The organism is Nocardiopsis sp. Huas11, assembly GCF_003634495.1.
In the GTDB taxonomy this organism is placed as follows: Bacteria; Actinomycetota; Actinomycetes; order Streptosporangiales; family Streptosporangiaceae; genus Nocardiopsis.
Genome location: NZ_RBKY01000001.1, coordinates 2,211,054 through 2,236,806, shown reverse-complemented (window position 1 = coordinate 2,236,806; position 25,753 = coordinate 2,211,054). Strand labels below are relative to the sequence as shown.

Below are 25,753 nucleotides of genomic sequence, written 5' to 3'. Positions count from 1 at the left end.
CCCGCACGCCGTTCCGCTTCCGCGAAGGTGGGCTTCCTAGAGGTAGGTCTCCATGCCGGGTACGAGCCCGAGGAGGAAGGCGACCGCGGCGATGGCGATCGTGATGGCCACACCGATGCCGAAGGCGATCCACGCGGCGCGCGTGAGCCTGGCCTCCGCGCGCGAGTCGTCGGTCTTGTTCAGGGCCATGGCGGCCAGCACGATCATGACGATGCCGACCACAGGGTTGCAGCACACGGTCAGGAAGATGCCCGCGATCAGTGCGGCGAGCGGGTTGGCGGACTGCGCGGGTTCCGAGGTCATGGCCTGGCCCTTCGGTCGAGGCGTGCAACACCGAAGTCATCGCTGTGCGCGGTGGCACCGACACCTTACGCGTTGGTCCCCGCCCGGGGCGGCACGCCACGCTCGGATCGCGCGGGCCGGACCGGGCTCACCCCCGGGTGGCGCGGTACAGCTCCAGCCCCGCGGCGCGGACGCCGGCCAGCGCGGACTCCGATGTCCCCAGCAGCCGCAGCGCGCCGTCGGCGACCTCGGCGGCGGCCGTGTGTCCGTCCAGCGAGGCGGCGCCGCCCCGGCGCAGGATCACGCTCTCCACCAGCCCGAAGACCAGGTCGGGCAGGGAGCGGCCGTCCGCTTCCGGGGCCGCCTGCGCCACCAGCCGGGCGTAGTGGTCGCGCAGGGCGTCGCGTCGCGCGTGGAAGTCCTCGAAGCGGCCCCGTCCCACCTCGGGGGACAGGTAGAGCGCGCCCACGTTGTAGGGGCCGGAGCACAGCAGTTCGACGTCGGCCCGGCACAGCGCCCACAGCCGTACCGGGGCGGGCGCGGGGTGGCGCTCCAGCCGCTGGGCCACGGTCAGCGACGGGCCGACCGTGCCCTCCAGCAGCCGGGCCAGGATCGCGTCCTTGTTGGCGAACAGGTGGTACAGCGAGGCCTGGCGCAGGCCCGCGCGCTCGGCGACGGCGCGCGTACTGGTGGCGGAGAACCCCTGGGACGTGAACAGCTCGGCCGCCGCCCGCAGGACGTCCTCGGTGCTGTCGCCCCCGGTCGGGGACGTGCCGGCGGCGCGTGGCCGGCCCACGCGCCGCCCGGTCTGTCGCTGTGTCACGGTCCGCCTCTCGAACGGCCGGTCACGCGCCGGCCTTCGACGCGTATTCTGCCTCCTCCGCGACCGGCGGAAGCGGTGCGGGCGCCCTCGCGCGGTTGCGTGATCTTTGCCGTGCGGGGGGCCTGCCTTGTCGTACTCCCGGGACAGACTCTGAGGTGGTGTACATCACATTCCATTGAGGGGACCCTCATGATCACCACCGACTTCGTTCCGGGCTCACCCTGCTGGATGGAGCTCAGCGCGTCCGACCTCCAGAGGTCGCTGGACTTCTACCACGGCCTGTTCGGCTGGGAGGCCGAGTCCGCGGGCCCCGACACCGGCGGCTACATGATGCTCAGGTCCGGTGGCAGGGCCGTCGGCGGAGCCGGGCCGCTCATGGAGGAGGGGCAGTCGCCGTCGTGGACGATCTACTACAAGACCGACGACGCCCAGGCCACGGCCGCGTCCGTGGCCGCGCTCGGCGGCACCGTCCACCTCGAGGCGATGGACGTCATGGGCCTGGGCGTCATGTCGCACTTCAGCGACCCCCAGGGGGTGGAGTTCGCGACCTGGCAGCCGCTGTCCTTCCCCGGCATGGAGGTCGCCGACGAGCCCGGTTCCCTGATGTGGGTGGAGCTGTGGACCCCTGACGCGGAGGGCGCGAAGAAGTTCTACGGCGACCTGTTCCGGTGGAACTTCACGCCCTTCAGCATGCCGGGGGACGTCGGCGCGTACACGACCGTCAGCCCCGAGGGCCAGGGCGAGGAGCGCATGCACGGCGGCCTGATGCAGGCCGAACCCGAGATGCTGGCGCCGATGGGCGGCGGCGGTGACTGGCACCCCGTGTTCCACACCGAGGACCCCGACACGCTCACGCCCAAGGTCTCCGCGAGCGGCGGCCAGGTGTTCATGGGACCGGAGGACGTGCCCGGGGTCGGGCGCCTGTCCACCTGCGCCGACCCCGACGGCAACGTGTTCGTGCTGCTCAAGCCGTCCCCGATGTGACCGGCGGTGCCCTCCTCCCGCTCCGGGAGGAGGGCACCGGCCGCGCCGCGCCCGCCGCCGCTGCCGCTACTGTCGCGACACCGCGGAGGCCCCGCCGCGCAGGACGTACTTCTGGATCTTGCCGGTGGCGGTCTTGGGCAGCTGCGCAACGAACTCCACCTGTGTGGGCGCCTTGAAGTGCGCCATGTTCTCGCGCGCGAACGCGATCAGGTCCCGCTCGGTGGCCGCGGCCCCGTCCCGGAGCACCACGGAGGCGCGCGGGGTCTCGCCCCAGCGCTCGTGGGGCACGCCGACCACCGCCGCCTCCAGCACGGCCGGGTGCCGCAGCAGGACCCCCTCCACCTCCACCGACGAGATGTTCTCCCCACCGGAGATGATCACGTCCTTGATCCGGTCCTGGATCTCCACGTAGCCGTCGGGGTGGGTGACGGCGGCGTCGCCGGTGTGGAACCAGCCGCCCCGCATGACCTGCTCGGTGGCCTCGGGATCGTTGTAGTAGCCGCGCATGACGACGTTCCCGCGGACCGTGATCTCGCCGACGGTCGTGCCGTCCCAGGGCACCTCGGCGCCGGATCCGTCGACCACCCGCAGCTCGCCGGAGGTGATGAGCTCCACGCCCTGGCGGGCCTTGACGGCGGCGCGCTCGCGCGTGCCCAGTGAAGCGTGCTCGGGACGGGGCTCGCACACGGTGATGAAGGGCGCGGTCTCGGTCAGACCGTAGACCTGGGTCACCGTCCATCCCAGCCCGTCCTCCAGGCGCTCGATGGTGTCGGCCGCCGGTGAGGCGCCCGCGGTCACCACGTTCACGCCCGGCGGGACGTCGCCGCGGACGTCCTGCGGCGTGTTGGAGAGCATGATCAGGACGGTGGGGGCCGCGCACATCCAGGTCACGCCCTCGGAGCGCACCAGCTCGTACACCGCGGCCGGGTCCATGGCGGGCAGGCACACGTGCGTCGCGCCGGCCGCGGTCACGGTCCAGGTGTAGGTCCAGCCGTTGGCGTGGAACATCGGCAGGGTCCACAGGTACCGCTCGCCGACCTCGATCCGCAGGTGGGTCAGGACGCCGACGGTGTTCATGTAGGCGTTGCGGTGGGTGATCATCACGCCCTTGGGACGCGCGGTCGTCCCGGACGTGTAGTTGATCGTCAGCAGCTGGTTCTCGTCGATCTCCGCGCGCGGGAAGTCGGGCGCGGCGTCGGCGAGGAGGGCCTCGTAGTCCTCCCAGCCCGGACGCGCCCCCTCCAGGGCGACGAACCGCTCCACGCCGGGCATGCGGTCGCGCACCCCGTCGACGGTGTCGATCTGGTCGGCGTGCACGCACAGGACCTTCGCGCCGGAGTGGTTGACGATGTAGACGAAGTCGTCGGCGGCCAGCCGGAAGTTGACGGGGACCAGGACGGCGCCCAGCTGGGGTACCGCGTAGAAGGACTCCAGCTGGGCGTGCGTGTTCGGCGCGATGTAGGCGACGCGGTCGCCGGTCGTCACGCCCATGCCGGCCAGGACCGAGGACCAGCGGTCGCAGCGGTCGAAGAACTCCTCGTAGGTCAGGCGGAGCCCCCGGTCGACCACCGCCTCGCGGTCGCGGTACAGGCGGCGCGCACGGCGGGCGAAGTCCAGGGGGGTGAGTGCGAGTTCCATCCGTCTTCTCTCTGCGTCGGCGGTGGTTCAGAGCTCGAACAGCCGGGCCGCGTTGCCGTACAGGACGGCTCGCAGCCAGTCGGGTCCCAGGCCGAGGTCCTCCAGGGCCCGGATCTGGTCGAGGTAGGGGTAGGGGATGTTCGGGAAGTCGCTGCCCAGCAGCACACGGTCGCCCAGGGCGCGCAGGCGCGGGAGCTCCGCGGCGGGGAACGGGGAGTGGCGTTCGGTGTAGGCCGTGAAGGCCATGGTGGTGTCCAGGTGGACCCGCTCGTGGCGTTCGGCCAGGTCCAGGAAGTCGGTGTACTCGGGCGCCCCGGCGTGCGCGACGACCAGGGTGAGGTCGGGGTGGGCGCGCAGGACCTCGGCGATGGGCCCGGGGCCGGTGAAGGGGCCGGGCAGGGGGCCGGAGGCGCAGTGGACCACCACGGGGGTGCCGGAGTCGGCCAGGGCGCCCCACACGTCGGCCAGCCACGGGTCGCGGGGGTCGTAGGCGCCGACCTGCAGGTGGGCCTTGAACACGCGTGCGCCCGTGCCGATCGCCTCGGCCACGTACTCCTTGGCGTCGGGTTCGGGGTAGAAGGTGGCGCTGCGCAGGCAGTCCGGGTGGTGGGCGGCGTAGTCGGCGGCCCAGTCGTTGAGCCAGCGGGCCATGCCGGTCCGGTGCGGGTAGGACAGGGCGGTGTGGCGGACGACGCCGAAGTCGCGCAGCAGGGCCACGCGCTCGTCCTGGGTGCCCCGGTAGGTGATGGGCCAGACGCCCTCCCCGAGGGCGTCGAAGTACGCCCAGACCTTGCGGAGGACGTTGTCGGGCATGAAGTGGGTGTGGACGTCGATGAGGCCCGGCAGTCCGAGTGAACGCCATGACGCGCGGACGGCGGCGGCTTCGTCGGACCCGGGCGCGGGTGAGACCTGTGTCACACGGGTCAGCCTAAGGCCCCGACCAGAACGGTGCTCGGGCCGGGGTGGCGGGGCGCGTCGGGTCGGAGGGCGAGCCCACGGCCCTCCGGGTCGGCCGGGGCGGCCCGGCCGACCCGGAGGGCGCCCCGGTGCGCCCGGCCGGTGGGCGTGCCCCGCCCGCGCCCGGCCGGCGGCCGGGGTCAGGCTCGGCGGCGGCCGTGCGCGTTGGTCGGCGTGATGCGGTCGTTGCGCAGGTGCTCGTAGACGATCGAGGCGCGCACGTCGGCGACCTCGGGGCGCTCGGTCAGCTTGTCGATCACGAACGCGTACAGGCTGTTGTTGTCCGGCAGGGCCACGTGGATCAGGAAGTCCTCGCTGCCCGAGGTGACGAAGACCGACAGCGTGTCCGGAAGCGAGCGGACCCAGTCGCGGAAGGCCTCGATGTTGTGCCGGGAGGGCTTCACGACGCTCACGGTGATGAGCGCCTGGACCGGGCGGCCGATGAGGTCCAGGTCCACGTCCAGGAGTGAGCCGCGAATCACACCCTTTTCCCGCAGTGCGCGGGTCCGATCGAGGGTCGTGGTGGGCGAAGCGCCCACCGCGGCGGCCACGTCGCGGTTGGTTTTTCGTGCGTCCGACTGGAGTTCGGCCAGGATCGCCGTATCAAGTTCGTCAAGATCAGCCATGTGCGCATCATATCCGTATTAAATACGGAAAGTTGTCGAGAAGCTCGGAGTCTGGTTAACCTTTAGGCGAAAAGGTCGTACTTGGCTCGCCCGGAAGAAGATCCTTCCGCGGCAGGCACTGTCGCCCGCCGACGGCCCCGCTCCGATGCGACGACGCATCACCGCAGAACCAAGGGACGTCCGTCGCCGTTATGAGACCTTCCTCCCTCCTGGCCCGCCCCGACCGACCGTCGGCCCGGCCGGACACCACGGCTCCCACCGGAGCCCCAGTACTGAGGGGCCGCCTCCTGGCCCTGGCGGCCATCACCTGCGCGGCACTGAACCTGCGCCTGGTGGTGACCTCCCTGTCGCCCCTGTTGACCACGATCGGGGCGGACTTCGGCTTCACGACCGCCGTCGTGGGCCTCTTCGGCGCGCTGCCGCTGGTCGCCTTCGCGCTGTTCGGCCTGGCCACCCCCGCCGTCATGCGCCGACTGGGCGCCGAGGCCACCGCCGTGCTCAGCATGCTGCTGGCCGCCGTCGGGCAGCTGGCCCGCGCCTTCGCCCCCGACACCGGCACCCTGCTGCTGCTCACCGCGATCGCCCTGACCGGCGCCGCTCTGGGCAATGTCGTGGTGCCGCCGCTGATCAAGCAGTACTTCCCCGACCGGCTGGCCGCCCTGAGCACCGTCCAGATGGTCGCGATCCACCTGGGCGCCCTCTTCCCGCCGCTGGTCGCCGTTCCGCTGGCCGAGGTGGCCGGGTGGCGCTTCGCCCTCGGGGCCTGGTCCCTGCTCGCCCTGGTCGCCGCCGGTCTCTGGGCCCTGCAGTGGCGCCGGCCCGGCGGTGGCACCGGACCGAGGGCGGCCGTGCCCGCGGGTCCCCCGCCGCCGGCGCGCCCGGTCTGGCGGGTGGGCATGGCCTGGCGCATGGCCGTGCTCTTCGGGATGGTGACCTGGAACGTCTTCACCCTGTTCACGTGGCTGCCGACGCTGCTGGCCGACGCCGGCCACTCCGGGGCGTTCTCCGGGAGCATGGTGTCGCTGATGGTGGCGTCGAGCCTGATGTTCGGTCTGGTGGCGCCCACGCTCACCGTCCGGGCCGCCAACACCTTCCCGATCGTCGCGTTCGGGATCGCGGGCTACCTCGTGGGCTACCTGGGGATCGCGCTCGCGCCCCAGGCGCTGGCCCCGCTCTGGGCGGTCTTCCTGGGTCTGGGCACCGGCCTGTTCGTGGTCATGATGACCATGATCAACGCCCGCAGCACCACGGCCCGGGGCTCGGCGTCGCTGTCGGGCTTCGTCCAGGGGGCGGGCAGCGGCATCGCGCTGGGCGGCCCGCTCCTGTTCGGCCTGCTCGGGGAGATGACCGGCGGCTGGACCGCGTCCTACGTGCTCGTCGCCGGGGGATCGCTGGCGGTCGCGACCGTCGTGGCCTACGTGGAGCGCTCGCCGCGCAGCATCGAGGAGGCCGCCGCCGTGCGGCCGCGCTCGGACGCCCGTGGACCCCGCCGGGACGGGGCCGCGAACCGGGCGTGGTGACCCCGCCCGGACGCGGCCACGGGCCGGGCGTGGTGACGGTCACGCACGTGCGCAGGAGCGCGTGGTAGGCGGCCCGAGCACGCCGGACACGCGTGACAAATACTCGCCAATATGGGCAATGCGCGCATAATGGCGTCATGACTACGAAACCCCCGGACCGGTCCCTCGCCGGGGTCTCCGGGTCGGTCCCCTGACCCCCCACGGCCCACGGGGGCACCGGTGCCACACGGTTCCCACGGGCACACGACCACCAGTCCGGGCCGGAGCCGTGGTTCCCCCGCCGTCCACGGGGACCCGAGGGGAACGATCGCGATGACGTCGGAGCGGGAGCACTCGTCCCGGCCACCCGGACGGGTGCCCCCGATCGGCGGCGCCGAGGAGTTCGTCCCCCTCATCCGCAACCGGGACTTCCAGGCCCTGTGGACCAGCCGCTTCTTCGCCGGGCTCGGCAAGGAGAGCGGCGAGGTCGCCTACCCCCTCCTGACCCTCCTCCTGGCGGGATCGGCCGCCCAGGCCGGCGCCATCGGGGCGGCCCAGGTCGCCACCGCCATGGTCGCCGCGGTGGTCGGCGGTTCCCTCGCCGACCGCGTCAACCGCCGCGTGGTCCTGCTCTGCTGTGACCTCGGCCGGCTCCTCCTGCTCGCCGGATTCGCCGTCTTCCTCCTCGTGGGCGAGGCCACCCCGCTCGCGGTCGTGGCCGTCGCGGTGTGCTCGTCGGCGCTGATGGGCGTGTCCAACCCGGTCGCGATGGCCGCCATCAAGCAGCTGGTGCCGCCCGCCCAGGTGGCCGACGCGGCCGCGCAGAACCAGATCCGCTTCTTCACCACCACCGCGCTCGGCGCGCCCCTGGCCGGCTTCCTGTTCGGCCTCGGCCGCGCCTTCCCCTTCGCGGGCGAGGCCCTCACCTACCTGGTCTCGGCCGGACTCGTCCTGTGCATCCGGCGCCCCATGCAGGCGATCGCGCACGAGCCCCGGGGGCGGTGGACCCTGCGGGGGGCCGTCGGCGGGTTCGCGGTGCTGGCCAAACACCCCATCCTCCGCCCGATGATGCTGTGGATCGTGGTGTTCAACGTCGCCTTCACGCATACCGGTGCGTTCCTGGCCATCATCGCCACCGCCGACCAGCAGGGCGCCTCCAACGTCGAGATCGGCCTGACGGTGTCCGTGGCCGGCACCGGCGGCCTGCTGGGCTCCCTCGCGGCCGGGGCGGTCGTCCGCTGGGTCCGCCCCACGACCACCTTCCTCGTGGCGGCGTGGTCCGCGCCGATCTGCGGCCTCGGACTGGCCGTGGCCCCCAACGTGCTCTCCCTCGGGCTCCTGGTCGGCTGCGTCTTCGCGACCGTCCCGTGCGTCAACGCGGTCTTCTACGGCTACGTCGCCGCCTCCGTCACCGACGGATACCAGGGGCGGGTGCTGGGCGCCGTGATGTTCATGTCCCTGGTCTCCCAGCCGATCGGCATCCTCGGCATCGGGATCGTCTTCGACCACGCCGGGCCCACCTGGGTCTTCCTGATGATGGCGCTGATCTCCGGGCTGGCCGCGCTGTTCAGCCTCTCGCCCGTCATGCGCGACCTGCCCCGCCCCGAGGACGTGGCCGTCGCCTGACGCGAGGATCCCCGGGGACGCGAAGACCCCGGGACCGGACCGCGGGTCAAGGGCGGTCCGGCCCCGGGGAGACGGGGCGGTCGGGTCTCAGCTCTCCAGGGGCATGGCCATCATGGGGTCCGCGGTGGGCTGCTCGGAGCCGCCGGCCGGCTCCACCGTGACCGCGACACCGCTGGTCCGGCCCTCCTCGACCGAGGCCAGGAGCGGATCGGCGACGCCGGAGTCGTGGACGGACAGGACGCCGGCCGAGGTCACGGTGCCGTCGTCACGGGTGAGCCACAGCTGGTAGTCCTCGTCCTCCAGGTCGGTCAGACCGTACGAGCTGAAGACCAGGCGGCCCTCGCTCTCGGAGTACACCAGCGACACGGTCACACCCTCCACCGGCTCCGCCGCGGTGTAGGCCGCGTCCGGGGCGGCGAGCACGGCGGCGATCCGCTGCTCGTTCGCGCGCAGCTCCCGTACCTGGCGGACCTGGTCGACGGCGACGGCGCCCACGGCGACGACCACCGCGAGGCAGGCCGCCAGGACGAGTCCCAGCCCCCATCCCCACCGGCGGCGGGGCTCGGGCAGGCGCTCGGGCGCCGGGGCGAGCTGCCGCGTCCGGGCCACGTCGGCCAGCACCCGCTCACGCAGTCCGGCGGGCGGCGTACGCGCGGTGGCCGCGGCGAGCCGGGCGGCGGTCTCGGAGAACCCGCGGACCTCCTGTCGGCAGGAGTCACAGCCGGCCAGGTGGTCCTCGAAACGGACCGCCTCGGACGGCGCCAGGGAATGCAGGGCGTAGGCGCCCGCCAGCGTGTGCTGGTCTTGACTCAGCGTCCTTCTCACCACTCCACCCCCAAACAGTCCCGGAGCCTGATCAGCCCGTCGCGCATGCGTGTCTTGATGGTTCCCAGCGGGGTGGTCAGCAGCCGGGCCACCTCACGGTAGGTGTAGCCGCCGTAGTAGGCGAGCCGGACCGACTCGCACTGCAGTTCGGTGAGCGTGTCCAGACATCGGCGTACACGCTCGCTCTCCATCCGGTCGGTGACCTCCTCGGCGACCTCGTCGTAGGGCCGCCGCGTGTCCGAGGCGGCCGCGCGGGCCTCCCGGTCGGTCGCGGCCTGCTCGGAGCGCACGCGGTCCACGGCCCGGCGGTGGGCGAGCGTCATCACCCAGGCCTGGGGCGTGCCCCGGCGCTCGTCGTAGCGGCACGCGGACCGCCACACCTCGACGAGGACCTCCTGGGCCACCTCCTCCGACTGCGCGGGGTCGCGCAGGATGCGGCGCACCAGGCCGTACACGGTGGGGCTCACCAGGTCGTACACCTCCCCGAAGGCGCGCTCGTCCCCCCGGGCCACCTCGCGCAGCAGTTCGCCGAGCCGGCGAGCGGCGGGGACCGCCGGTCGCGCCCCGACCTCGTGCGGCGGCACCGCAGCGGCGTCCTCGTCCATCTGTACACTTCCTCGTCGGTTCCGGGAAGAACGGGAGCCGAAGGCTCTCTCCGTTGAGGGTGGAGGCCCCCACCCCTCGCGTGGCGCCCAGGGGGCGCCGCGCGAGACACGTTGGTCCCGGACCGCCCGGCCTCAACGCTCGGGCGGCCCGGGGGCCGTGGCGCCTACTCCGGCATGAGCACGGTGTCGACGATGTAGACGGTGGCGTTGGCGGTCTGCACGTTGCCGCAGATCACCGCGGAGTCGCCGTTCACGGTGAACTCCTCGCCGGAGCCCTCCGTGGTGACCTCTCCTCCCTGCAGGGACGTGAACGTGCCGTCCTCCAGGTCGGCGGGCGCCTGGCGGCCCTCGACGACGTGGTAGGTCAGCACCTCGGTCAGCTGCTCCTGGTCGGCCAGCAGTGCGTCGAGGTCCTCCTGCGGGATCTTCTCGAAGGCGTCGTTGGCCGGCGCGAAGACGGTGATGTCCTCCGCGGAGTTGAGCGTGTCGCCCAGGTCGGCCTCTCCCACGGCGGTCACGAGCGTGGACAGCGCGGGGTTGTTGGACGCGGCGGTCGCCACCGGGTCATCGGCCATCCCCTCGAAGCTGCCCTCTCCGTCCTCGGGGACCGCGGCGCAGCCGGGACCGAAGTTCTCGCCCGCGGTCTCCGTGGTGCCCTCGGCCTCGGTCTCCTCCGCGCCCGTGGTCTCCTCGGTGCTGGTGTTCTCCGCGGACGCGTCGGCGTCCTCATCGCTCATACCTCCACAGGCGGTCAGACCGAACGCGAGGGCGGCAGCGGCGGCGGTCACGGTGAGAGTGTTCTTGTGAATCATGGTTCTCTCCTTCAACTTGTTCAACTATCAGGACCACCGGTGTGGCGGGTCTGGAATCGCCTTATTCGGCGGTGAATCGGATGCGGTGCCAACCGGAGGCTCCGTCGGGGACGGTCTCGGTTCGCTCCGAGGTCTGTGTGCGGCCCGTGGCGTCGGTGGCCCGGACCTCGACCGTGTGCAGGCCGGGGTCGAGCGCGGTCTCGGCGACCCACTGGGTCCAGGTGTCGATGCCCGGGACCTGGGCGAGTTCGGCCTCCCACCACTCGCCGTCGTCCACGCGCACCTCGACGGCGTCCACCCCGCGGTGCTGGGCCCAGGCCACTCCCGCGAGCACGACGTCTCCGGAGGGCACGCGCCCCAGAGGGGCGGGGACGTCCACCCGGGACATCACCTTGACGGGTGCCCGGACCGCCCAGCCGCGCTGCGCCCAGTAGGCCTGCTCGTCCGCGAACCGGGTGAGCTTGATGTCAGTGACCCACTTGGTCGCGCTGACGAAGCCGTAGAGCCCGGGGACGACCATCCGTGCGGGGTAGCCGTTGACGTGGGGCAGGGGCTCCCCGCCCATGCCCACGGCCAGCAGGGCGTCGCGTCCGTCCATGACCACCTCGGTGGGCGTCCCGCAGGTCCACCCGTCGTCGGAGGTGCTGAGGATCTGGTCGGCGCCCGACTGGACGCCGGCCCGGCGCAGCAGGTCGGCCAGCGGGAAGCCCAGCCACCGGCTGTTGCCCGCCAGATCGCCGCCGACCTGGTTGGACACGCAGGTCATCGTGATGTCGGCCTCGACCAGCGGCAGGGCGAGCAGCTCGTCCATGTCGATCTCGAAGGGCTCGTCGACCATGCCGTGCACCCGCAGGCGCCAGCGGGTCGAGTCCAGGCGGGGGATGGTGAGGGCGGTGTCGATCCGGTAGAAGTCGGCGTTGGGGGTGCTGAAGGGGGTCAGGCCCGGGACACCGAGGTCGACTCCCGAGGGCAGGGCCGGCAGGGGCTCGGCCGGGGCCGGCAGGGCGAGTGCCGACCGCGCGCCGGCCCCGCCCAGCACGTTCGGGAGCAGACGGCCGACGGCACCGGCGGTCGCCGAGCCGACCAGGACGCCTGTCGCGGTCAGTACGAAACCGCGTCTGCCCGGGCCCTGGCCGGATCCCGCCTGAGCGGGAGCGGCCTCCGCGTCCGCCGGCGCCTGCGGCCTCCCCTTCCTCCCCGGTCCGTGGACCGTCCGGGCGCTCCTCAACAGGAGCGCGAGTGCGAGGACCCCCGCGCCGGCGCCGGCGAGGACCGGGGCGGCGGCCCACGGGTCGTCGGCCCGGCGCAGGAGCACGGCGGCCAGGCCGGCCGCCGCGAACACCGCCAGCCCCGCGTAGCCCAGCGCCGGGCATCGGAGCGCGATGACTCCGAGCGAGGCACCGGCCACGAAGAGGACGGCGGCGATTCCGGTGACGAGCACGAGCTTGTCGGCCGTCCCGAAGAGCGCGATCGCCAGTTCCATCAGCGGCGCGGGGGTGGCGTCCACGACCACGTCGCCGACGGCCACCACGGGGGACACGGACCCGGTCAGCCCGGCCGCGAGCTCGGCGGCGCCCAGAGCGGCGCCGACGGAGAGCAGGCCGATCACCGACCCGGCGACGATCCGTCGCCTGTCACGTGGCGGGGTGGTCTCCCCGCGTCCCTCGGTGTTCACGTGAGGTATTCGCCACGGTCCGTGCAGCGGATTGGCCGGATCCCGATCTTTTTTCCGCCGGGTCCGCGCGCCGACGCCGGGCACCACCCCTTCCGATAGGGTTCGCCCCGACTCGTCCGCCCTCCGGTCGGTTCGACTCCGTGAGTGCTGGAGGATGTTGCCCGTACGCCCTGTCAACGATCGGAGTTCCCCCACATGGCGCGGAAGTCGCCCCTCACCGTGGTCGCGCTGTTGGTCTCGGGCAGCCTCCTGCTCACCGGCTGCACCGTCACCGAAGACCTGTCCGACTGGTGGTCGGAGACCTTCGGAGACGCGTCCGGTCCGCCCGAGGTCCGCGAGGAGTTCCCCTACGTCCGTGAGGGCCGGATCTTCCAGGACACCGGCCAGGACACCGAGATGCGCTTCGCCGTCACCGGCCTGGAGCGGACCGACGAGTACACGGTCATGCGCTACGAGGTGACCTACCTCGGTGACTTCTCCGGTCCCAACCGGAACCTGAGCATGGCCCACACCCTCGTGGACCCGCTCACGGGCCGTGTGTACCGGCAGTTCCTGGACGAGGACGGCCTGAAGTACGGATCGGAGAGCCCCAACCAGGACGGCCTCTACCCCGTGCACGACGGTGTCACCAACGAGTACGTCCGCTACTTCCCGCGGCTGCCCGACGAGACGGCCCAGGTGACCTTCGTCGGCAGCGGCCTGGGTGCCATGACCGGCATCCCCGTCCAGGACGTCGAGGAGGAGACCCCGGCCCCGGAGAACCCCAACGGGCCCGACCACCTCACCCTCGACGACCCCCCGCCCTCGGGCGAGAACCTGACCTTCGCCAACCGGCGGCCGGAGGAGGACGCGCTCGCCGACGAGGGCTGGGTACAGAGCTTCGTCGACTCCGAGATCGCCTCCACCACCCGTGACGGCGACCGCGAGATCATCTCACTGCACTCCGACGTGATGTTCGCCTTCGACGAGGCCTCCCTGACGGAGGAGGCCGAGGAGGTCGTGCGCCGCGCGGCCACCACGCTGGCGACCAACGTCGACCCCGAGGACCCGACCATCACCGTCATCGGGCACACCGACGGCATCGGGTCGGCCTCCTACAACGACAACCTCTCGGTGGAGCGCGCGGAGAGCGTGCGCGACCTGCTCGCGGAGGAGATCGGTACGGGGTACACCCTGGAGGTCGAGGGCCGGGGCATGGACGAGCCGGTCGCCCGCGAGGGCGGCCCGGACGACGAGCAGGCCCGTGCCCGCAACCGCCGCGTGGAGTTCTCCTACGTCTTCGACGACACGGTCGAGGCCACCGAGGAGGAGGACTACGACGACGACGGGCTGGGCGCCGCCCAGCGCAACGTCACCTGGCCCGCGCCCTACAGCGACGACCCCGGGTCGGTCGTGGCCGAGGGCGAGCTCGACGGCGTGCGCCTGGAGATCTACCCGCTGCGCCGCGACGGCGCCTACGTGATCGGCACGGTGGCCTTCACCAACACCACCGACGAGCCGCTCGTGCCGGAGCTGGGCGGTACCGAAGCGATCCAGGCCGGCGGGCCGGAGCAGTTCAACAAGGGCACGCTCGGCGGCTTCCAGCTCCTGGAGCCGGAGGACGGGCTGGTGCGGTACGTGGCGCAGATGGACTTCGGCGAGGGCCGCTACAGCAGCTTCGCCGAGGAGGTGCACATGCTTCAGCCCGGCAACACCTACGACCTGGTCGCGGTCTACCCCGCGCCCCCGGTCGACGTGGAGGAGCTGACCCTGCGCGCCGGACCGTTCGGCGAGTTCGAGGAGATCCCCGTCGAGTACTGACGGACATGAGCGAAGGGGCCGGTTCACTGAACCGGCCCCTTCGTCGTCCGTCGGCCTCCGCGGGGAGCGCCGGGCCGTGACTCAGTTGCGCACGCGTTCGGCGGCCGTCATGACCACCCGCTCCAGGTCCTCGCGGGCGACGTCCTCGCCGAAGGCGATCGCGGCCACGTAGAAGTCGCCGGGCAGGGACAGGAAGAGCTGGCGGCTGGAGCCGTCGACGGTGCCCACGTACTCCAGGTCGCCGCCCAGCTCGTCGGTGTCCTCGTTCTGGTAGGTGTCCACGTCCACGTCGACGTCCACCTCCCAGTTCATCTCCGCCTCCGCGCCGGGCACCTGGACCACGTCCGGGTTGGCGCTGGGGTCGGCGTTGGAGGTGAACACCAGGGTGAACACGGGAGTGCCCGGCCCGGTGCTCCCGTCGCTGAAGGAGCACGTGAGCTGCTCGGCGTCGTCGATCCCCTCCACGGCGCCCGAGTCCTCGGTGAGGACGGGACCGGGGGCCAGGTCGCCGACGACCTCGGCGGCTCCGGCCGCCTCGCACGACGCCGGCAGTCCGTAGGCGCCCGCCGCCTCCTCCTCGGGGGAGGGGGCGGCACTGGGGTCGGCGTCCGGCGACTCCTCGTCCTGTCCGGTGGGCAGGCCCAGGTCGACACCGTCGAACTCGTCGAGGTCGACGACGTCGCAGCCGACGAGGACGAAGCCACCGATGACGACGGCGGCGACGGCCGTGCCCAGGCACGACAGGGGCTTGGACGGGATGAGTCGCATGGGTGGCCTTCGGTTCGGGGAGGGCCGGACGGGGGAGGGCTTCCGGCGGGGGACACAGGGCAACTTAGCAAGTTCCCCGCGGTCCCACCGACGGGCGTCCGCTCCCCGTCCGCTCCCCGGCCGACTAGAAGTTGATCATGTGCCCGGCCAGACCGTGGACGGCCTCCTTGACCGCCTCGCTGAGCGTGGGGTGGGCGTGGATGTTGCGCGCCACCTCGTGGACGGTCAGGTCCCACTGCTGGGCCAGCGTGAGCTCCGGCAGGAGCTCGGTGACGTCCGGGCCGATCATGTGGGCGCCCAGGAACTCGCCGTACTTGCCGTCGGAGATGATCTTGACGAAGCCGCGGGTGTCGCCGATGCCGTGCGACTTGCCGTTGGCCATGAACGGGAACTTGGCGACCTGGACGTCGTACCCGGCCTCGCGGGCCTCGGCCTCGGAGTAGCCGAAGCTGGCGATCTGCGGCTGGCAGTAGGTGGCGCGCGGGATGAACCGGTAGTCGACCTCCTGCGTCTCGGCGTCCGCGATGGTCTCCACCGCGACGATGCCCATGGCCTCGGCGGTGTGCGCGAGCATGAGCTTGGCGGTGACGTCGCCGATGGCGTAGATGTGCGGCACGCTCGTGCGGCCGCGGGAGTCGATGTCGATCGCGCCGCGCTCGGTGAGCCGGACGCCGGTCCGGTCCAGGCCGAAGCCCTCGACGTTGGGCGCGAAGCCGATCGCCTGGAGCAGCTTGCCGGCCTCCAGCGTCTGCTCCTGCCCGTCCTTGCCCTTGACGGTGACGCGGACGTTCTCGCCGGTGTCCTCGACGGACTCGACCCGGGTGGAGGCCATGACCTTGACGCCGAGCTTCTTGTAGGCCTTGCCCAGTTCCTTGGAGATCTCCTCGTCCTCCAGCGGGACGAGGCGGTCGAGGAACTCCACGATGGTGACGTCGACGCCGTAGTTGGCCAGGACGTAGGCGAACTCGACCCCGATCGCCCCGGCGCCGGCGATGACGATGCTCTCCGGCAGGGTGTCGCTGAGGATCTGCTCCTCGTAGGTGACCACGCGCTCGGAGAGGGAGGTGCCCGGCAGCAGCTTGGTGGAGGACCCGGTGGCGATCACCGCGTGGTCGAAGGTGACGGTCTCGGTGGCGCCGTCCTCGCCCTTGACCTCGATCGTGCGGTCGTCGGTGAAGGTGCCGCGCCCGTGGATCTCGGTGATCTTGTTCTTCTTCATGAGGAAGTGGACGCCCTTGACGCGGCCGTCGGCCACCTCACGGCTGCGGCTGTGGGCCTTGCCGTAGTCGAACTCCACCTTGCCGTCGACCTTGATGCCGAAGTAGTCGGCGTCATGGGCGAACAGGTGGGCGAGCTCGGCGTTGCGCAGCAGGGCCTTGGAGGGGATGCAGCCCACGTTGAGGCAGACCCCGCCCCAGTACTTCTCCTCGATGACGGCCGTCCTGAGGCCGAGCTGGGACGCGCGGATCGCGGCGACGTAGCCGCCCGGACCAGCGCCGAGGACGACGAGATCGAAGTGTTGTTGTCCCATGACGGGATCTCCCAGAGTGTGTTTGTGACGCACCCAGTGCAGCCGGCTTGCCCGGGGTGTCGGATTGCCGAAGGCCAGCTTAGCCGCGGGCCCCGTCCGGGCGTGTGACCGAGGACACCATCCGGTCGACTTTCCACTCGGGCAGGTCCCGGCGCTTCAGACCGTCCCTGCGGTGTCCCTGACGCCGGCGGCGTCCTTCGGGGCCTCGGCGGACTCGGTGGCCTCCGCGCCCTCGGCGGCCTCGGTGTCCTCCGCGCTCTCCGCGGCCTTCGGGCTCTCGGCGCTCCCCGCGGTCTTGGCCCGGGCGCGCTCCTCGGCCTTGGCGCGGATGCTCTGCCGGATCAGCGGCACGAACGCCATGGCGAAGATGATGGCGATGGTGATCCAGAGGGCGTAGCTGTCGACCACGAGGATGATGTCGACCCCGGCCTGCCCGGCGGCGTAGCCCGCGGCGGCGACGGTGCCGGTCATCAGCAGGGCGGCCAGCGCGTTGAGGGCCATGAACGTCCCCAGCCGCATGCCGGTCCAGCCCGCGACGACCAGGACGAGTCCGGCGGGGACGCCGGGGACGTAGGAGAAGACCAGGGCGGCCCGGATCCACCACGGGTTCGCGTCGCGCACCTTGTCCGCGAGGCGCCGGGCGCGCTCGCTGGGCGTGAGGAGGTTGACGATGCCCCGCCCCCAGCGGCGACCCAGCCACCAGAAGAGCCAGTCGACCTTGATCTTGCCGAAGACCCCCGCGACCAGGACGAGCCACAGCGGGATCTCGCCGATCCGCGCGAAGGCGGACGCGGCACCGACGGCGGCGTTGCTGCCGGTCAGCATGGCCAGCCCCACCGGGTGGTCGGCGATCAGCAGCGGCTTGAGCGGGGTGAGTGACAGGAAGACGGCGGGGATGACGATGAACGCGACCAGGAGCGCCTTGTCCTGGCGGGTCGCCTTGCCCTGCCAGGGCTTGATCGCGCGCAGGGCCTCCCTGGCCTCCTCTTCCTTGCGCTGCTTCTCCCGGCGCCGCTCCTCCTCGGGGGAGAGCGGGGCGTCGGCCTCCGCGGGCGCCGGAGCGCCGACGGTGGAGGCCGCGTCGGTGTCGCCGTCGGTGCTGTGCCGCTGATTCGTCATGTCCCCAGAGTCCCGTGTCGGTGCAGGAGCCGGTAGTCGCAGGCGTCACCGGGCGCGTGTGAGTGGTTCAACGGTGCCGGCATGACAACTGTCATCCGGCGGGGTCGGGGCCGGGGTCGCTCGGCCGGTGCCGGGGCGGCAGCGGCCACTTCCAGTCGGGTGCCCAGGTGCTGCTGTCCGAGACGCCGGGCGGCATGGGCGGCAGCAGCCGGGCGCCCGGCGCGAGGGGCGCGGGAACGGCCGGGGGCTCCTCGGCCGGAGCGGGCGAGGGTGCGGGCAGCGGGGGCGCCTCGTCGGCGGGGGGCGGGACGAAACCGGGGAAGGGCGCCACGTCGGGCAGGGGGTCCTCCGCCCACGGGTGGGCGGCGGCCTCCGGGTCCGGCTGCGGCGCGGGGTCCGGCTCGGGCCCGCGTGCGAGTTCTTCCAGGAACCCCTGGGGGACGCCCCACGGCTCCGGCGGCCCGGGGGGCGGCGGTGTGCCCTGCGGCGGCTCCTGTGGGAATACAGGGGCCTCTGGGGCCGGTGTGGCGTCGAGGCCGCCCCGTCTCGGCCAGACGTCGCGTCCGGCGCCGGGCTCGGAGTGCTCGGGGTGCTGGGAGTGCTCGGGGCCGTCGGTGAACTCCGGCGTGAGGTCGGGCGCCTGCATCGGCCCCGAGTCCACCTCGGCGAAGTGCGCGGCCACGCCGAAGTGCCGGGGCGGCCGGTGCGCTCCGGTGTCGTCGTGTTCGATCGGCGTCGCGAGCGGGTGGCGCACCGACCCGGCGGGGTGCACTCTCGCCCACCAGGCCATGGCCTGGTCCGGGGGCAGCTCCGACACGACCGACAGCGATCCGATGATGTGCGGGTGCCGGCGGCCGGCCCGCCAGGAGTGCGACAGGGACTGGGTCTCCAGCACCAGCACGCGCTCGCCGTCCACCACGGGGATGTCGCCGGGGACGGCCTCGTTGCCCACCCAGGTGCCGTCACCGCCCACCAGGTCCCACTCGCCCTCGACGACGTCGGCCAGGGGGTCGGCGGGCGCGTCCAGGCAGGCGGCGGTCCAGCGCGGGTCGGGGCGGGTGCCCGCGAGCATGCGCCCCTCCTTGCCGATGAGCGCGTCCGCGAGCAGGGTGTGCAGCTGGAAGTTGTCGCTGATGCCGTCGAAGCGCACCCGGAAACCCCGCTGGGAGGCGCGCTCCAGGACGAGGACCGAGTCGGCCTCCGCCATGCGCAGGAGTTCGGCGACCTCGCGGAACTCGCTGAGGTGGGTGGACAGGGCCTGCACGATCTGGCCGAGCCCGTCCAGCGCGCTGGCGTCCGCGCGCACCGCCGCGCGCACCTCGGAGTCGCCGAGCATCGCCTTGGCGGCCAGGCCGTAGCGCAGCGAGGTCCACCAGCCGACGGTCGCCAGGGGCGCGTTCTCGCCGAGGACCTCCTCGACGCGCGCCTCCTCCGGCTCGCCCACCTCGGTGGGCCCGGGCAGCGGCCCGCCGCCGGTCTTGTCCCAGGCGTGCATGAACGCCACGGCGGCCTGTCCGTAGCGCCCGAGCTGGCGCAGGACCTCCAGTCCGACCTCACCCGCGGGCGCCCCGGACTCGACCAGGGCTCCGGCCAGGACCGCGAGGTCGGCCGCGATGCCCGCGGCCGGTTCGGAGTCGCTCAGGACAGGGGTGAGGGCTTCCAGGGCGATGGCGAGTTCGTCCGTCGGCACGTGGGAGGACAGCCGGAACACGTCGTGCACGGCGTCCGGAAAATCGGGTGCCTGGCTTGCGGCGGTGTCGAGCACACGTTGGAACGCGGCGCGGAACTCATCAGTCACCCGTGAATCCTTCCATACCCTCACGTATCGTCCGTGGTCGGACACATAGGTACACGGTCTGTGGTCCCGTGGTCGAGCGCGGGGGCGAACGAACGGACCCCTGCCTGGAACCCGGCCCGGACCCGGGCCGGGATCCCTGCCCGGAACCCGGCACCGACCCGGGCCGCGCCGGCGTCAGGGCCCGGACACGAAGCGCACCTCGCGGCCCTCGGCGTCCGGCGCCAGGAAGTCCAGCAGCCGCGCTCCCTCGGCCGCCACCTCCTCCGCCTCCGCCTCGGTGATCGGGGCGAACGGAACGACCTCGACGGCCGTGTCCGCGCCCCGGCCCACGACCTTCCACGAGGCCCGGACCCGTCCGTCCACCAGGACGGTCGAGGGCGGCATTCCGTTGCGCGACGTGATGCGTTTGAGATGCTCCGCGGAGATGACGCGGCTCCGGTCGGCGTGGCCGCGCAGCAGGTTGTCGAAGTCGTAGAGGAAGCGCACGGGCGCCGGGGTGTCGGGGTCGGGGCGCGGCGCGTCGGGCAGGTCGAAGAGCTCGGCGCCGTCCTCGGTGCGCAGCACCACCAGCCGGGGGCGCAGCCGGTCGACGACCTCGCGCAGCCGGGTCAGCCCGGACCAGGCCTGCACGTCCTTGACCCCGGCGGGGCCGAACGCGGCCAGGTAGCGCAGGACGAGGGTGTCCGGATCGGCCGGGGCGTCCATGGCCAGCCCGGTCCAGCTGTCGGCGGGCGCGAGCGCGGGCGGCCCGGAGGCTCCCCACACCCCGCGCGGGGGGACCTGGACCACGGGCACCCGGTTGCGCACGACGTAGGCGAGGTCGGCGCCGGGGACCTCCGGCCACTCCTCGGCGAGCAGCGCGCCCAGCTCCTTGGGCGTGAGCGGTCGCTTCTCCAGGTGCGCGAGCCCGGCCGCCACGACGGCGTCCTGGTCCACGTCCCGGGTGGTCTTCCCGTGGCTGCTGTGGGCGAGGTCCCGGTCCATCGCGCTCTGCACGGTGGCGCGCAGGAACCGGCAGTCCTGGGGGGTGACCAGGTGGAGGGTGGAGCGCATCAGCGAGACGCGGACCAGCTCGCCCTCGGTCAGCTGCCGGCCGACGTCGTGGGCCGAGAGCGAGGCGATGCGGCTCTGCAGCCCGACGTACCAGGTGTGCGTGGTCTGGGCCTGGAGCCCGACGAGGTGGCTCACCACGTCGGCGACGGGGCGGTCGACGCGGCGCAGGAGCAGCTGCCGGTCGAGGGTCGCGCGGTTGAGCGCCCGCGGCGTCAACGTGGTTTCGGTCGTGCCCATCCTGGGGTCCCTCCGGCCGGTGCGGTGGCAGAACCCTATCGGCCGGAGGTGACGAACCACATCAGGACGGGCCTTTCGGACACGGCGTCCGGAAGGCCCGTCTCGATCACGGGCCGGTGGCCTACCTAGACGTCCCGGTCCAGGAGCTGGGCGCAGCGGATCAGCCCCAGGTGCGAGTACGCCTGCGGGTGGTTGCCCAGCGCCCGCTCGGTGACGGGGTCGAACTCCTCGGGGATGAGCCCGGTCGGCCCCGCGCAGTCCACCAGGTGCTTGAACAGCTCCTCGGCCTCGGCCCGCCGCCCGGTCAGCACGTAGGCCTCGATCAGCCACGTGGTGCACAGGTGGAAGCCGCCCTCGCCCCCGGGCAGGCCGTCGTCGCGGTGGTACCGGTACACCGTCGGGCCGCTGCGCAGCTGCGCCTCGATCGCGGTCACCGTCGCCTGGAAGCGCTCGTCGGAGGGGTCGATCATGCCGGACAGCCCGATGTGCAGCGACGCCGCGTCCAGGTCGGTGCCGTCGTAGGCGGTGGTGTAGGCCTGCGCCTGCTCGTTCCACCCCGACTCCAGGACCTCCGCCGCGATCCGCTCGCGCAGCCCGGCCCAGGTCGGATCGGCCTCGCGCCCGTAGTCGCCGGCCAGGGTCAGGGCCCGGTCCAGGCTCACCCAGCACATCACCTTGGAGTACACGCGCTGGCGGGGCTCGTCGCGCTCCTCCCAGATGCCGTGGTCGGGCTCGTCCCAGCGCCGCGCGACCGCCGCGCACATCTGCTCGACCAGCTCCCAGTCCCGGTCGGCCAGGTGGCCGCGTGCCGTGGACAGGTGGGTGATGAGCTCGACGATGGGCCCGAACACGTCCAGCTGGACCTGGTGGTCGGCGAGGTTGCCGACCCGGACCGGTCGGGAGCCGGCGTAGCCGGACAGGGTCTCGATGACCTCCTCCGGACCCAGGTCGGTACCGCGCAGGCTGTACAGGGGGCGCAGCAGTTCGGGACCGGGCAGGGTGGCGACCACGGAGTGCACCCAGTCCAGGAAGCGCTCGGCCTCGGCGGTGGAGCCCAGCGTGACCAGGGACTGGACGGTCATGGCGCCGTCGCGCAGCCAGCAGTAGCGGTAGTCCCAGTTGCGGACGCCGCCGATCTCCTCGGGCAGGGAGGTGGTCGCGGCGGCCATCACCCCGCCGGTGGGGGTGCACAGCCCGCGCAGGGTCAGCGCGGACCGCTGGGCCAGGTCGCGCGCCGTGACCGGCAGGTCCAGGTCGCGCACCCAGTCGGTCCAGTGCTCGTGGGTGGCCCGGCGGCGCTCCGGCTCCCCGGTCGCGCTCGGCGCGGTGTCGGTGGTGCCGCAGCGCAGTTCGAGCACGACGGGCCGCTCGGAGGTGGGGTGGACGGTGGCGCGGGCGGAGTCGTGGGTGCCGTCCCCGCTGACCTGCCAGTCCACGCCGGGCGAGAAGAGGACCATCGGGTAGTCCGCGCCCTCCACCCGCAGGCCGTCCTCGAAGGGGACCAGGCGCACGGGCGCGCGGCCGAAGTCGGGGCGGGGGGCGAACTCCACCGTGGCCGGGACCACGCCGGACACGACGCGCACCAGGTCGGTGCGGCCGGCGGTCTCGGTGCGGGCGAGGTAGTCGGTGGTCTCCATCCGGGAGAAGCGGGTGCGCACGGTCATGGTGCCGGCCTCGTAGCGCTGGCCCAGGGGGCGCCCGCCGTGGGCGGGGCCGATCGCGAACACGCCGGCGCTGCGGCCGCCGAGGACCTCGGCGAACACGGCGGGGGAGTCGGGCTCGGGATGACAGAACCAGGACAGGCGGGCGTCGGGGCCCACCAGAGCGACGGCGGTCTGGTTGGACAGCAGGCTCATGCGCTCGATCGGGGTGGGGCGTTCCCCGAAGACCCAGGCGCGGCGCTCGGCGGCCAGGGCGCTCAGGAGCTGGGCCGCGGCGGGAGTGTCGGCGACCCGGTGGGCGGCCACGGTGGGCTCGCTCCCAACACGGATGCCGGTGTCGGGGCCGTTCAGGCGCAGGAAGACCGGCTCCTCGCCGTGGCCGCCGCCGAGGTAGCACGTGGCCGTGGCCTCGACCTGGTCGCGGAGCTGCTCCAGCGCCGTCGCCTTGTCCGCGGCCCGCAGGGGCTGGTCCAGGGTGGTGTCGTAGTCGGTGCCGTGGGAGCCGATGAGATGGATCTCGGCGGGCAGGCGGGAGAGGGTCGCCAGATCGGCCAGCGGCCGGGCGGAGATGACGGCACACGTGGTGCCGGGCAGCTCGGCCAGGTCCCGCAGGGCGCGCACGGCCTGGGGGAGGGGCCGCGAGGCGGAGGCGTCGGTGGGGGCCAGGGCGCCGTCGTAGTCACAGGTGACGAGCAGGTTGGAGGAGCGGGCCAACGCCGACACGCGTCGGCGCACGTCCAGTGGCAGGGCTTCGGGAGCCGTGCCGGACGTCTCCGGCGGTGTCGCCGGGCTCGCCTCGACCGCGTGGGTGAGCGTCACGTTGCCTCCTCCGTCGGTCCAAGGTGACCTGGGGAAATCGATGAGAATTAGGACTCCGCGCGCACGCCACTGGTTCACACCGTGCTGGTGTGCAGAACGTAAACCCAGGGCTTGTGGCGCGGGATGACCTGCAGGGGACTTTAGGCAGATATGAAGAGCTTTTAACGCAGATGCCGACAAACCGGGCCTACCGGTCGTCGAGGAAAAGCTCCGGTCCTCAGGAAGTCAACGCGAGACTACCCGCGACCTGCGGTCTCCGGGCCGCCGATTCTATGTGATGCAGGTCACTCATAGCGCGGAATCCGGTGGTCTCGTTCGACCGGCCCTTCCGATGAGAACCCCTGAGGGGTAAGGATTGCGTGATGATCGACCCCACCCCTGAGGCGCCCTCCACGCCCCTCGGAGTCGCCGACGTGCCGTGGCACACGCTCGGTCACGCCTACGGGTCCGCCACCGACGTGCCGGAACTGCTGGTCACGGCCTTCGGGGCCGACGAGGACGCCGCCAGAGAGGCGATCGACGAGATCGACACGGCCGTCTGCCACCAGGGCGGGGCGATCTGTAGCGCCGCCCCGGCCGTGCTTCCCTTCCTCGTCGAGCTGGCGGCCGACGTCCGGCGCGCACGAGAGGTGCGGCGCGATGCCCTGCTCTTGGTGTTCACGCTCGCCGAGGAGGCGGTGGACTGTGACCCCTCCTACGTCCACCCCGACTGGGCCGCCGCGCTGAGCGGGCAGGTGCCCCGGCTGGCGGGGCTGCTCGACGACGCGGACCCGCTCGTCCGGCGCGAGGCCGCGGACGCCCTCGCCTACGCCGTGGCCGACGTCGAACGGGTGCTCACCGACCTCCACGACCGGTGGCGGGTGGAGGAGGACGCCCTCACCCGGCTCACCCTGCTGGCCGACGCCGCGGACCTGCTGAACCGGCACCCCCGCGCGCGGGCGGTCCTCGACGCCGTCGAGGACGGAAGGGCGGAGGAGGACGCTCACGCGCCCGCCGTGCGCTGGCTCGTCGATCGGCGGCGGTACGGAGACGCGGACGAACGAGTAGTGCTGCCGGCCGCAGAGGCGCCGGTTTCGACTCCGTCGGAAGGCCTCCGCCTGGCCTTCGACGCCGTGCGCGGTCTGGAACGGGAGGAGGCGCCGCTCTGGGCCGCCGCACGCCTGCACGAGCCCGCGACGCGGGAGCGGGTGGCGGGCTTCGCCCCGCACTGGCTGCTGAGCCGGTTCTCCGACCGGCCGGACGCGCGCGGCGAGCTCGCCGCGCGGATGCTCGGCGCGGACACCGGATACCTGCGCCGGGCGGGGCTGGTCTGCCTCGCGGGCCTCGTCGGCGCGTCTCGTTCGGCGGAGGCCCGGTGGGCTCCGGCCCTGGCGGGGCTGCTGGCGGACCCGGACGAGGGCGTGCGCTCCCACGCGGCCCTGGTGCTGGCGGTGTGCGTCCCCCAGGCCGCCGGGCCATGGGCCGACCGGCTGGCCGCGCTCGCCGCGCGGGAGCCCGGCGCGGACTCGAACCACGCCCTGTTCGCTCTGGCGCGGCTGGGCGAGGGGCGGGTGGTGGAGCTGCTCCGCGCACGCGCGCACCTGCCCGGCTTCGGTCTCCCTGCGGCGCGCGGCTACGCCGACGGCTGGACGCTCGGTCCGCATCTGACCGACGTCCTGCGTCCGCTGGCGGCCCTGGCCGATGGGGTCGTGCCGCCGCTGCGGCACCGGTTGCGCACGTCCGAGGACGCGGACGAGCGCGACGCCGTCGTGGACGCCCTCGCCGCCTGGGGTGCGGCGGCGGCGCCCCTGGCGCCGGAGATCACGGCGGAGCTGTCCGTCTCGCGGTACCCCCGGCTCGTGCTGGGGGCGCTCGGGGAGATCGGGTCGGCCGCCTCCTCCTGCGCCGACCTCTTCCTGGAGTGGGCACGAGGGCGGGAAGCGCCTGAGATGGTCGACCGTGCCGACGCGCTCCTGGCGTACTGGCGGGTGACCGGCGACACCGACACCGCTCTGGACCTGCTCGGAAGCGACCCCGAGTCCGCGTCCGCGCGGTCCGACGCCGGACTGCGGCTGATCGGGGAGCTGGGGCCGGCGGCCGAGCGGTTCGCCGAGACCGTCCGCGACCACGTGCGCGAAGCCGAGTTCGGGCTCGACCCGACGGCACTGCGTGCGCTGTGGCGGGTCACCGGCACGGCGGACGAGGTGCTGCGGTGCGTCCTGGCCGAGGACGAGAGCTGGTGGAAGGGCGGCGCCGGGGTCGACAGCCTGCGGGTCGTCCGACTGCTGGGGGACATGGGCGCCTCGGCGGAGACGGTCCTGCCGGGGCTGCGGGAAGTGCTCTCCAGAGACCGCCGGGTCCGTCAGGGGCGCTTCGGCTGGCGCGACGTCGTGTTCGACCACGAGTACACGGCCGCCGCGCGGGCGGCCGTCGAACGGATCGAGTCGGGAGCCGCGCCGGAGTAGGGGCCAGCCGGTGCCGGGTCTGGGAGGAAGGGTCGAGGGCCCGCCGCGCATTTCGAGGCGGGCGGCGCCGCGCCCACAGGCACCACGGTCGCCCCACACGGGCACGACGCGGATGCCGCCCAGGTTCCACAGGCCTTTCGCACGCGCTCGACGCGCGCTCGACAGGGGCCC

General features: G+C 72.9%; 20 protein-coding genes. 5 read left to right on the top strand and 15 right to left on the bottom strand.

Features of this window, described 5'->3' with window-relative positions:
* Positions 1-36: 36 nt before the first annotated feature.
* Positions 37-303 (bottom strand): hypothetical protein, encoded by a 267-nt coding sequence (locus DFP74_RS09935; protein ID WP_121181432.1) that lies wholly within the window; start codon positions 301-303, stop codon positions 37-39.
* A gap of 127 nt (positions 304-430) precedes the next feature.
* The gene (locus DFP74_RS09930) at positions 431-1,105 is read right to left on the bottom strand and encodes a TetR/AcrR family transcriptional regulator (protein WP_199725576.1); all 675 of its coding nucleotides are present in this window, start codon (positions 1,103-1,105) and stop codon (positions 431-433) included.
* A gap of 189 nt (positions 1,106-1,294) precedes the next feature.
* Here DFP74_RS09930 and DFP74_RS09925 point away from each other — a divergent pair, with 189 nt between their 5' ends.
* Positions 1,295-2,089 (top strand): VOC family protein, encoded by a 795-nt coding sequence (locus DFP74_RS09925; RefSeq protein WP_121181430.1) that lies wholly within the window; start codon positions 1,295-1,297, stop codon positions 2,087-2,089.
* A gap of 66 nt (positions 2,090-2,155) precedes the next feature.
* On the opposite strand, the gene DFP74_RS09920 is transcribed toward DFP74_RS09925, so the two are convergent.
* The 3 genes from DFP74_RS09920 to DFP74_RS09910 form a co-directional block, all read right to left on the bottom strand.
* On the bottom strand, positions 2,156-3,727 hold the full coding sequence (locus tag DFP74_RS09920) for a long-chain-fatty-acid--CoA ligase (protein ID WP_121181429.1): 1,572 nt from the start codon (positions 3,725-3,727) through the stop codon (positions 2,156-2,158).
* A gap of 27 nt (positions 3,728-3,754) precedes the next feature.
* Positions 3,755-4,645, bottom strand: coding sequence for an amidohydrolase family protein (locus DFP74_RS09915; RefSeq protein WP_121181428.1), 891 nt, complete (start codon positions 4,643-4,645; stop codon positions 3,755-3,757).
* A 179-nt stretch (positions 4,646-4,824) separates the two neighbouring features.
* Positions 4,825-5,310 carry an Lrp/AsnC family transcriptional regulator gene (locus tag DFP74_RS09910; protein ID WP_121181427.1) on the bottom strand — a complete coding sequence of 162 codons (486 nt, stop codon included), beginning with the start codon at positions 5,308-5,310 and terminating at the stop codon, positions 4,825-4,827.
* Between the two features lie 191 nt (positions 5,311-5,501).
* Here DFP74_RS09910 and DFP74_RS09905 point away from each other — a divergent pair, with 191 nt between their 5' ends.
* Together DFP74_RS09905 and DFP74_RS09900 are read left to right on the top strand one after the other, a co-directional pair.
* Positions 5,502-6,830: a CynX/NimT family MFS transporter gene (locus tag DFP74_RS09905; protein ID WP_121181426.1), complete on the top strand. Its 1,329-nt coding sequence runs from the start codon at positions 5,502-5,504 to the stop codon at positions 6,828-6,830.
* Between the two features lie 312 nt (positions 6,831-7,142).
* A complete protein-coding gene (locus tag DFP74_RS09900; protein WP_121181425.1) occupies positions 7,143-8,435 on the top strand; it encodes an MFS transporter in 1,293 nt (430 codons plus the stop codon).
* Between the two features lie 87 nt (positions 8,436-8,522).
* Here DFP74_RS09900 and DFP74_RS09895 read toward each other — a convergent pair whose 3' ends face one another.
* The 4 genes from DFP74_RS09895 to DFP74_RS09880 form a co-directional block, all read right to left on the bottom strand.
* Positions 8,523-9,260 carry an anti-sigma factor gene (locus DFP74_RS09895; RefSeq protein ID WP_233570898.1) on the bottom strand — a complete coding sequence of 246 codons (738 nt, stop codon included), beginning with the start codon at positions 9,258-9,260 and terminating at the stop codon, positions 8,523-8,525.
* On the bottom strand, positions 9,257-9,865 hold the full coding sequence (sigK, locus tag DFP74_RS09890) for an ECF RNA polymerase sigma factor SigK (protein WP_121181424.1): 609 nt from the start codon (positions 9,863-9,865) through the stop codon (positions 9,257-9,259). The genes DFP74_RS09895 and sigK overlap by 4 nt, the downstream gene beginning before the upstream one ends.
* 164 nt (positions 9,866-10,029) lie before the next feature.
* Positions 10,030-10,677: a fasciclin domain-containing protein gene (locus tag DFP74_RS09885; protein WP_121181423.1), complete on the bottom strand. Its 648-nt coding sequence runs from the start codon at positions 10,675-10,677 to the stop codon at positions 10,030-10,032.
* Positions 10,678-10,738: 61 nt separating this feature from the next.
* A complete protein-coding gene (locus DFP74_RS09880; protein ID WP_121188155.1) occupies positions 10,739-12,361 on the bottom strand; it encodes a molybdopterin-dependent oxidoreductase in 1,623 nt (540 codons plus the stop codon).
* 186 nt (positions 12,362-12,547) lie between these two features.
* Between DFP74_RS09880 and DFP74_RS09875 the strand changes: the two genes are divergently transcribed.
* A complete protein-coding gene (locus DFP74_RS09875) occupies positions 12,548-14,152 on the top strand; it encodes an OmpA family protein (protein WP_121181422.1) in 1,605 nt (534 codons plus the stop codon).
* Between the two features lie 81 nt (positions 14,153-14,233).
* Here the strand turns inward: DFP74_RS09875 and DFP74_RS09870 are convergent, their stop codons facing one another.
* From DFP74_RS09870 to DFP74_RS09845, 6 genes are all read right to left on the bottom strand, one after another.
* The gene (locus DFP74_RS09870; RefSeq protein WP_121181421.1) at positions 14,234-14,920 is read right to left on the bottom strand and encodes a hypothetical protein; all 687 of its coding nucleotides are present in this window, start codon (positions 14,918-14,920) and stop codon (positions 14,234-14,236) included.
* 124 nt (positions 14,921-15,044) lie between these two features.
* Positions 15,045-16,451 carry a dihydrolipoyl dehydrogenase gene (gene lpdA / locus DFP74_RS09865; RefSeq protein ID WP_121181420.1) on the bottom strand — a complete coding sequence of 469 codons (1,407 nt, stop codon included), beginning with the start codon at positions 16,449-16,451 and terminating at the stop codon, positions 15,045-15,047.
* A gap of 156 nt (positions 16,452-16,607) precedes the next feature.
* On the bottom strand, positions 16,608-17,570 hold the full coding sequence (locus DFP74_RS09860; protein ID WP_121181419.1) for a VTT domain-containing protein: 963 nt from the start codon (positions 17,568-17,570) through the stop codon (positions 16,608-16,610).
* A 91-nt stretch (positions 17,571-17,661) separates the two neighbouring features.
* A complete protein-coding gene (locus DFP74_RS09855; protein ID WP_121181418.1) occupies positions 17,662-19,368 on the bottom strand; it encodes a hypothetical protein in 1,707 nt (568 codons plus the stop codon).
* Between the two features lie 174 nt (positions 19,369-19,542).
* Positions 19,543-20,658, bottom strand: coding sequence for a winged helix DNA-binding domain-containing protein (locus DFP74_RS09850; RefSeq protein ID WP_121181417.1), 1,116 nt, complete (start codon positions 20,656-20,658; stop codon positions 19,543-19,545).
* A gap of 125 nt (positions 20,659-20,783) precedes the next feature.
* Entirely contained in the window at positions 20,784-23,138 is a 2,355-nt protein-coding gene (locus DFP74_RS09845; protein WP_121181416.1) for a trehalase-like domain-containing protein, read from the bottom strand.
* 362 nt (positions 23,139-23,500) lie between these two features.
* Between DFP74_RS09845 and DFP74_RS09840 the strand changes: the two genes are divergently transcribed.
* On the top strand, positions 23,501-25,582 hold the full coding sequence (locus DFP74_RS09840; RefSeq protein ID WP_121181415.1) for a hypothetical protein: 2,082 nt from the start codon (positions 23,501-23,503) through the stop codon (positions 25,580-25,582).
* The last annotated feature ends 171 nt before the right edge of the window (positions 25,583-25,753 follow it).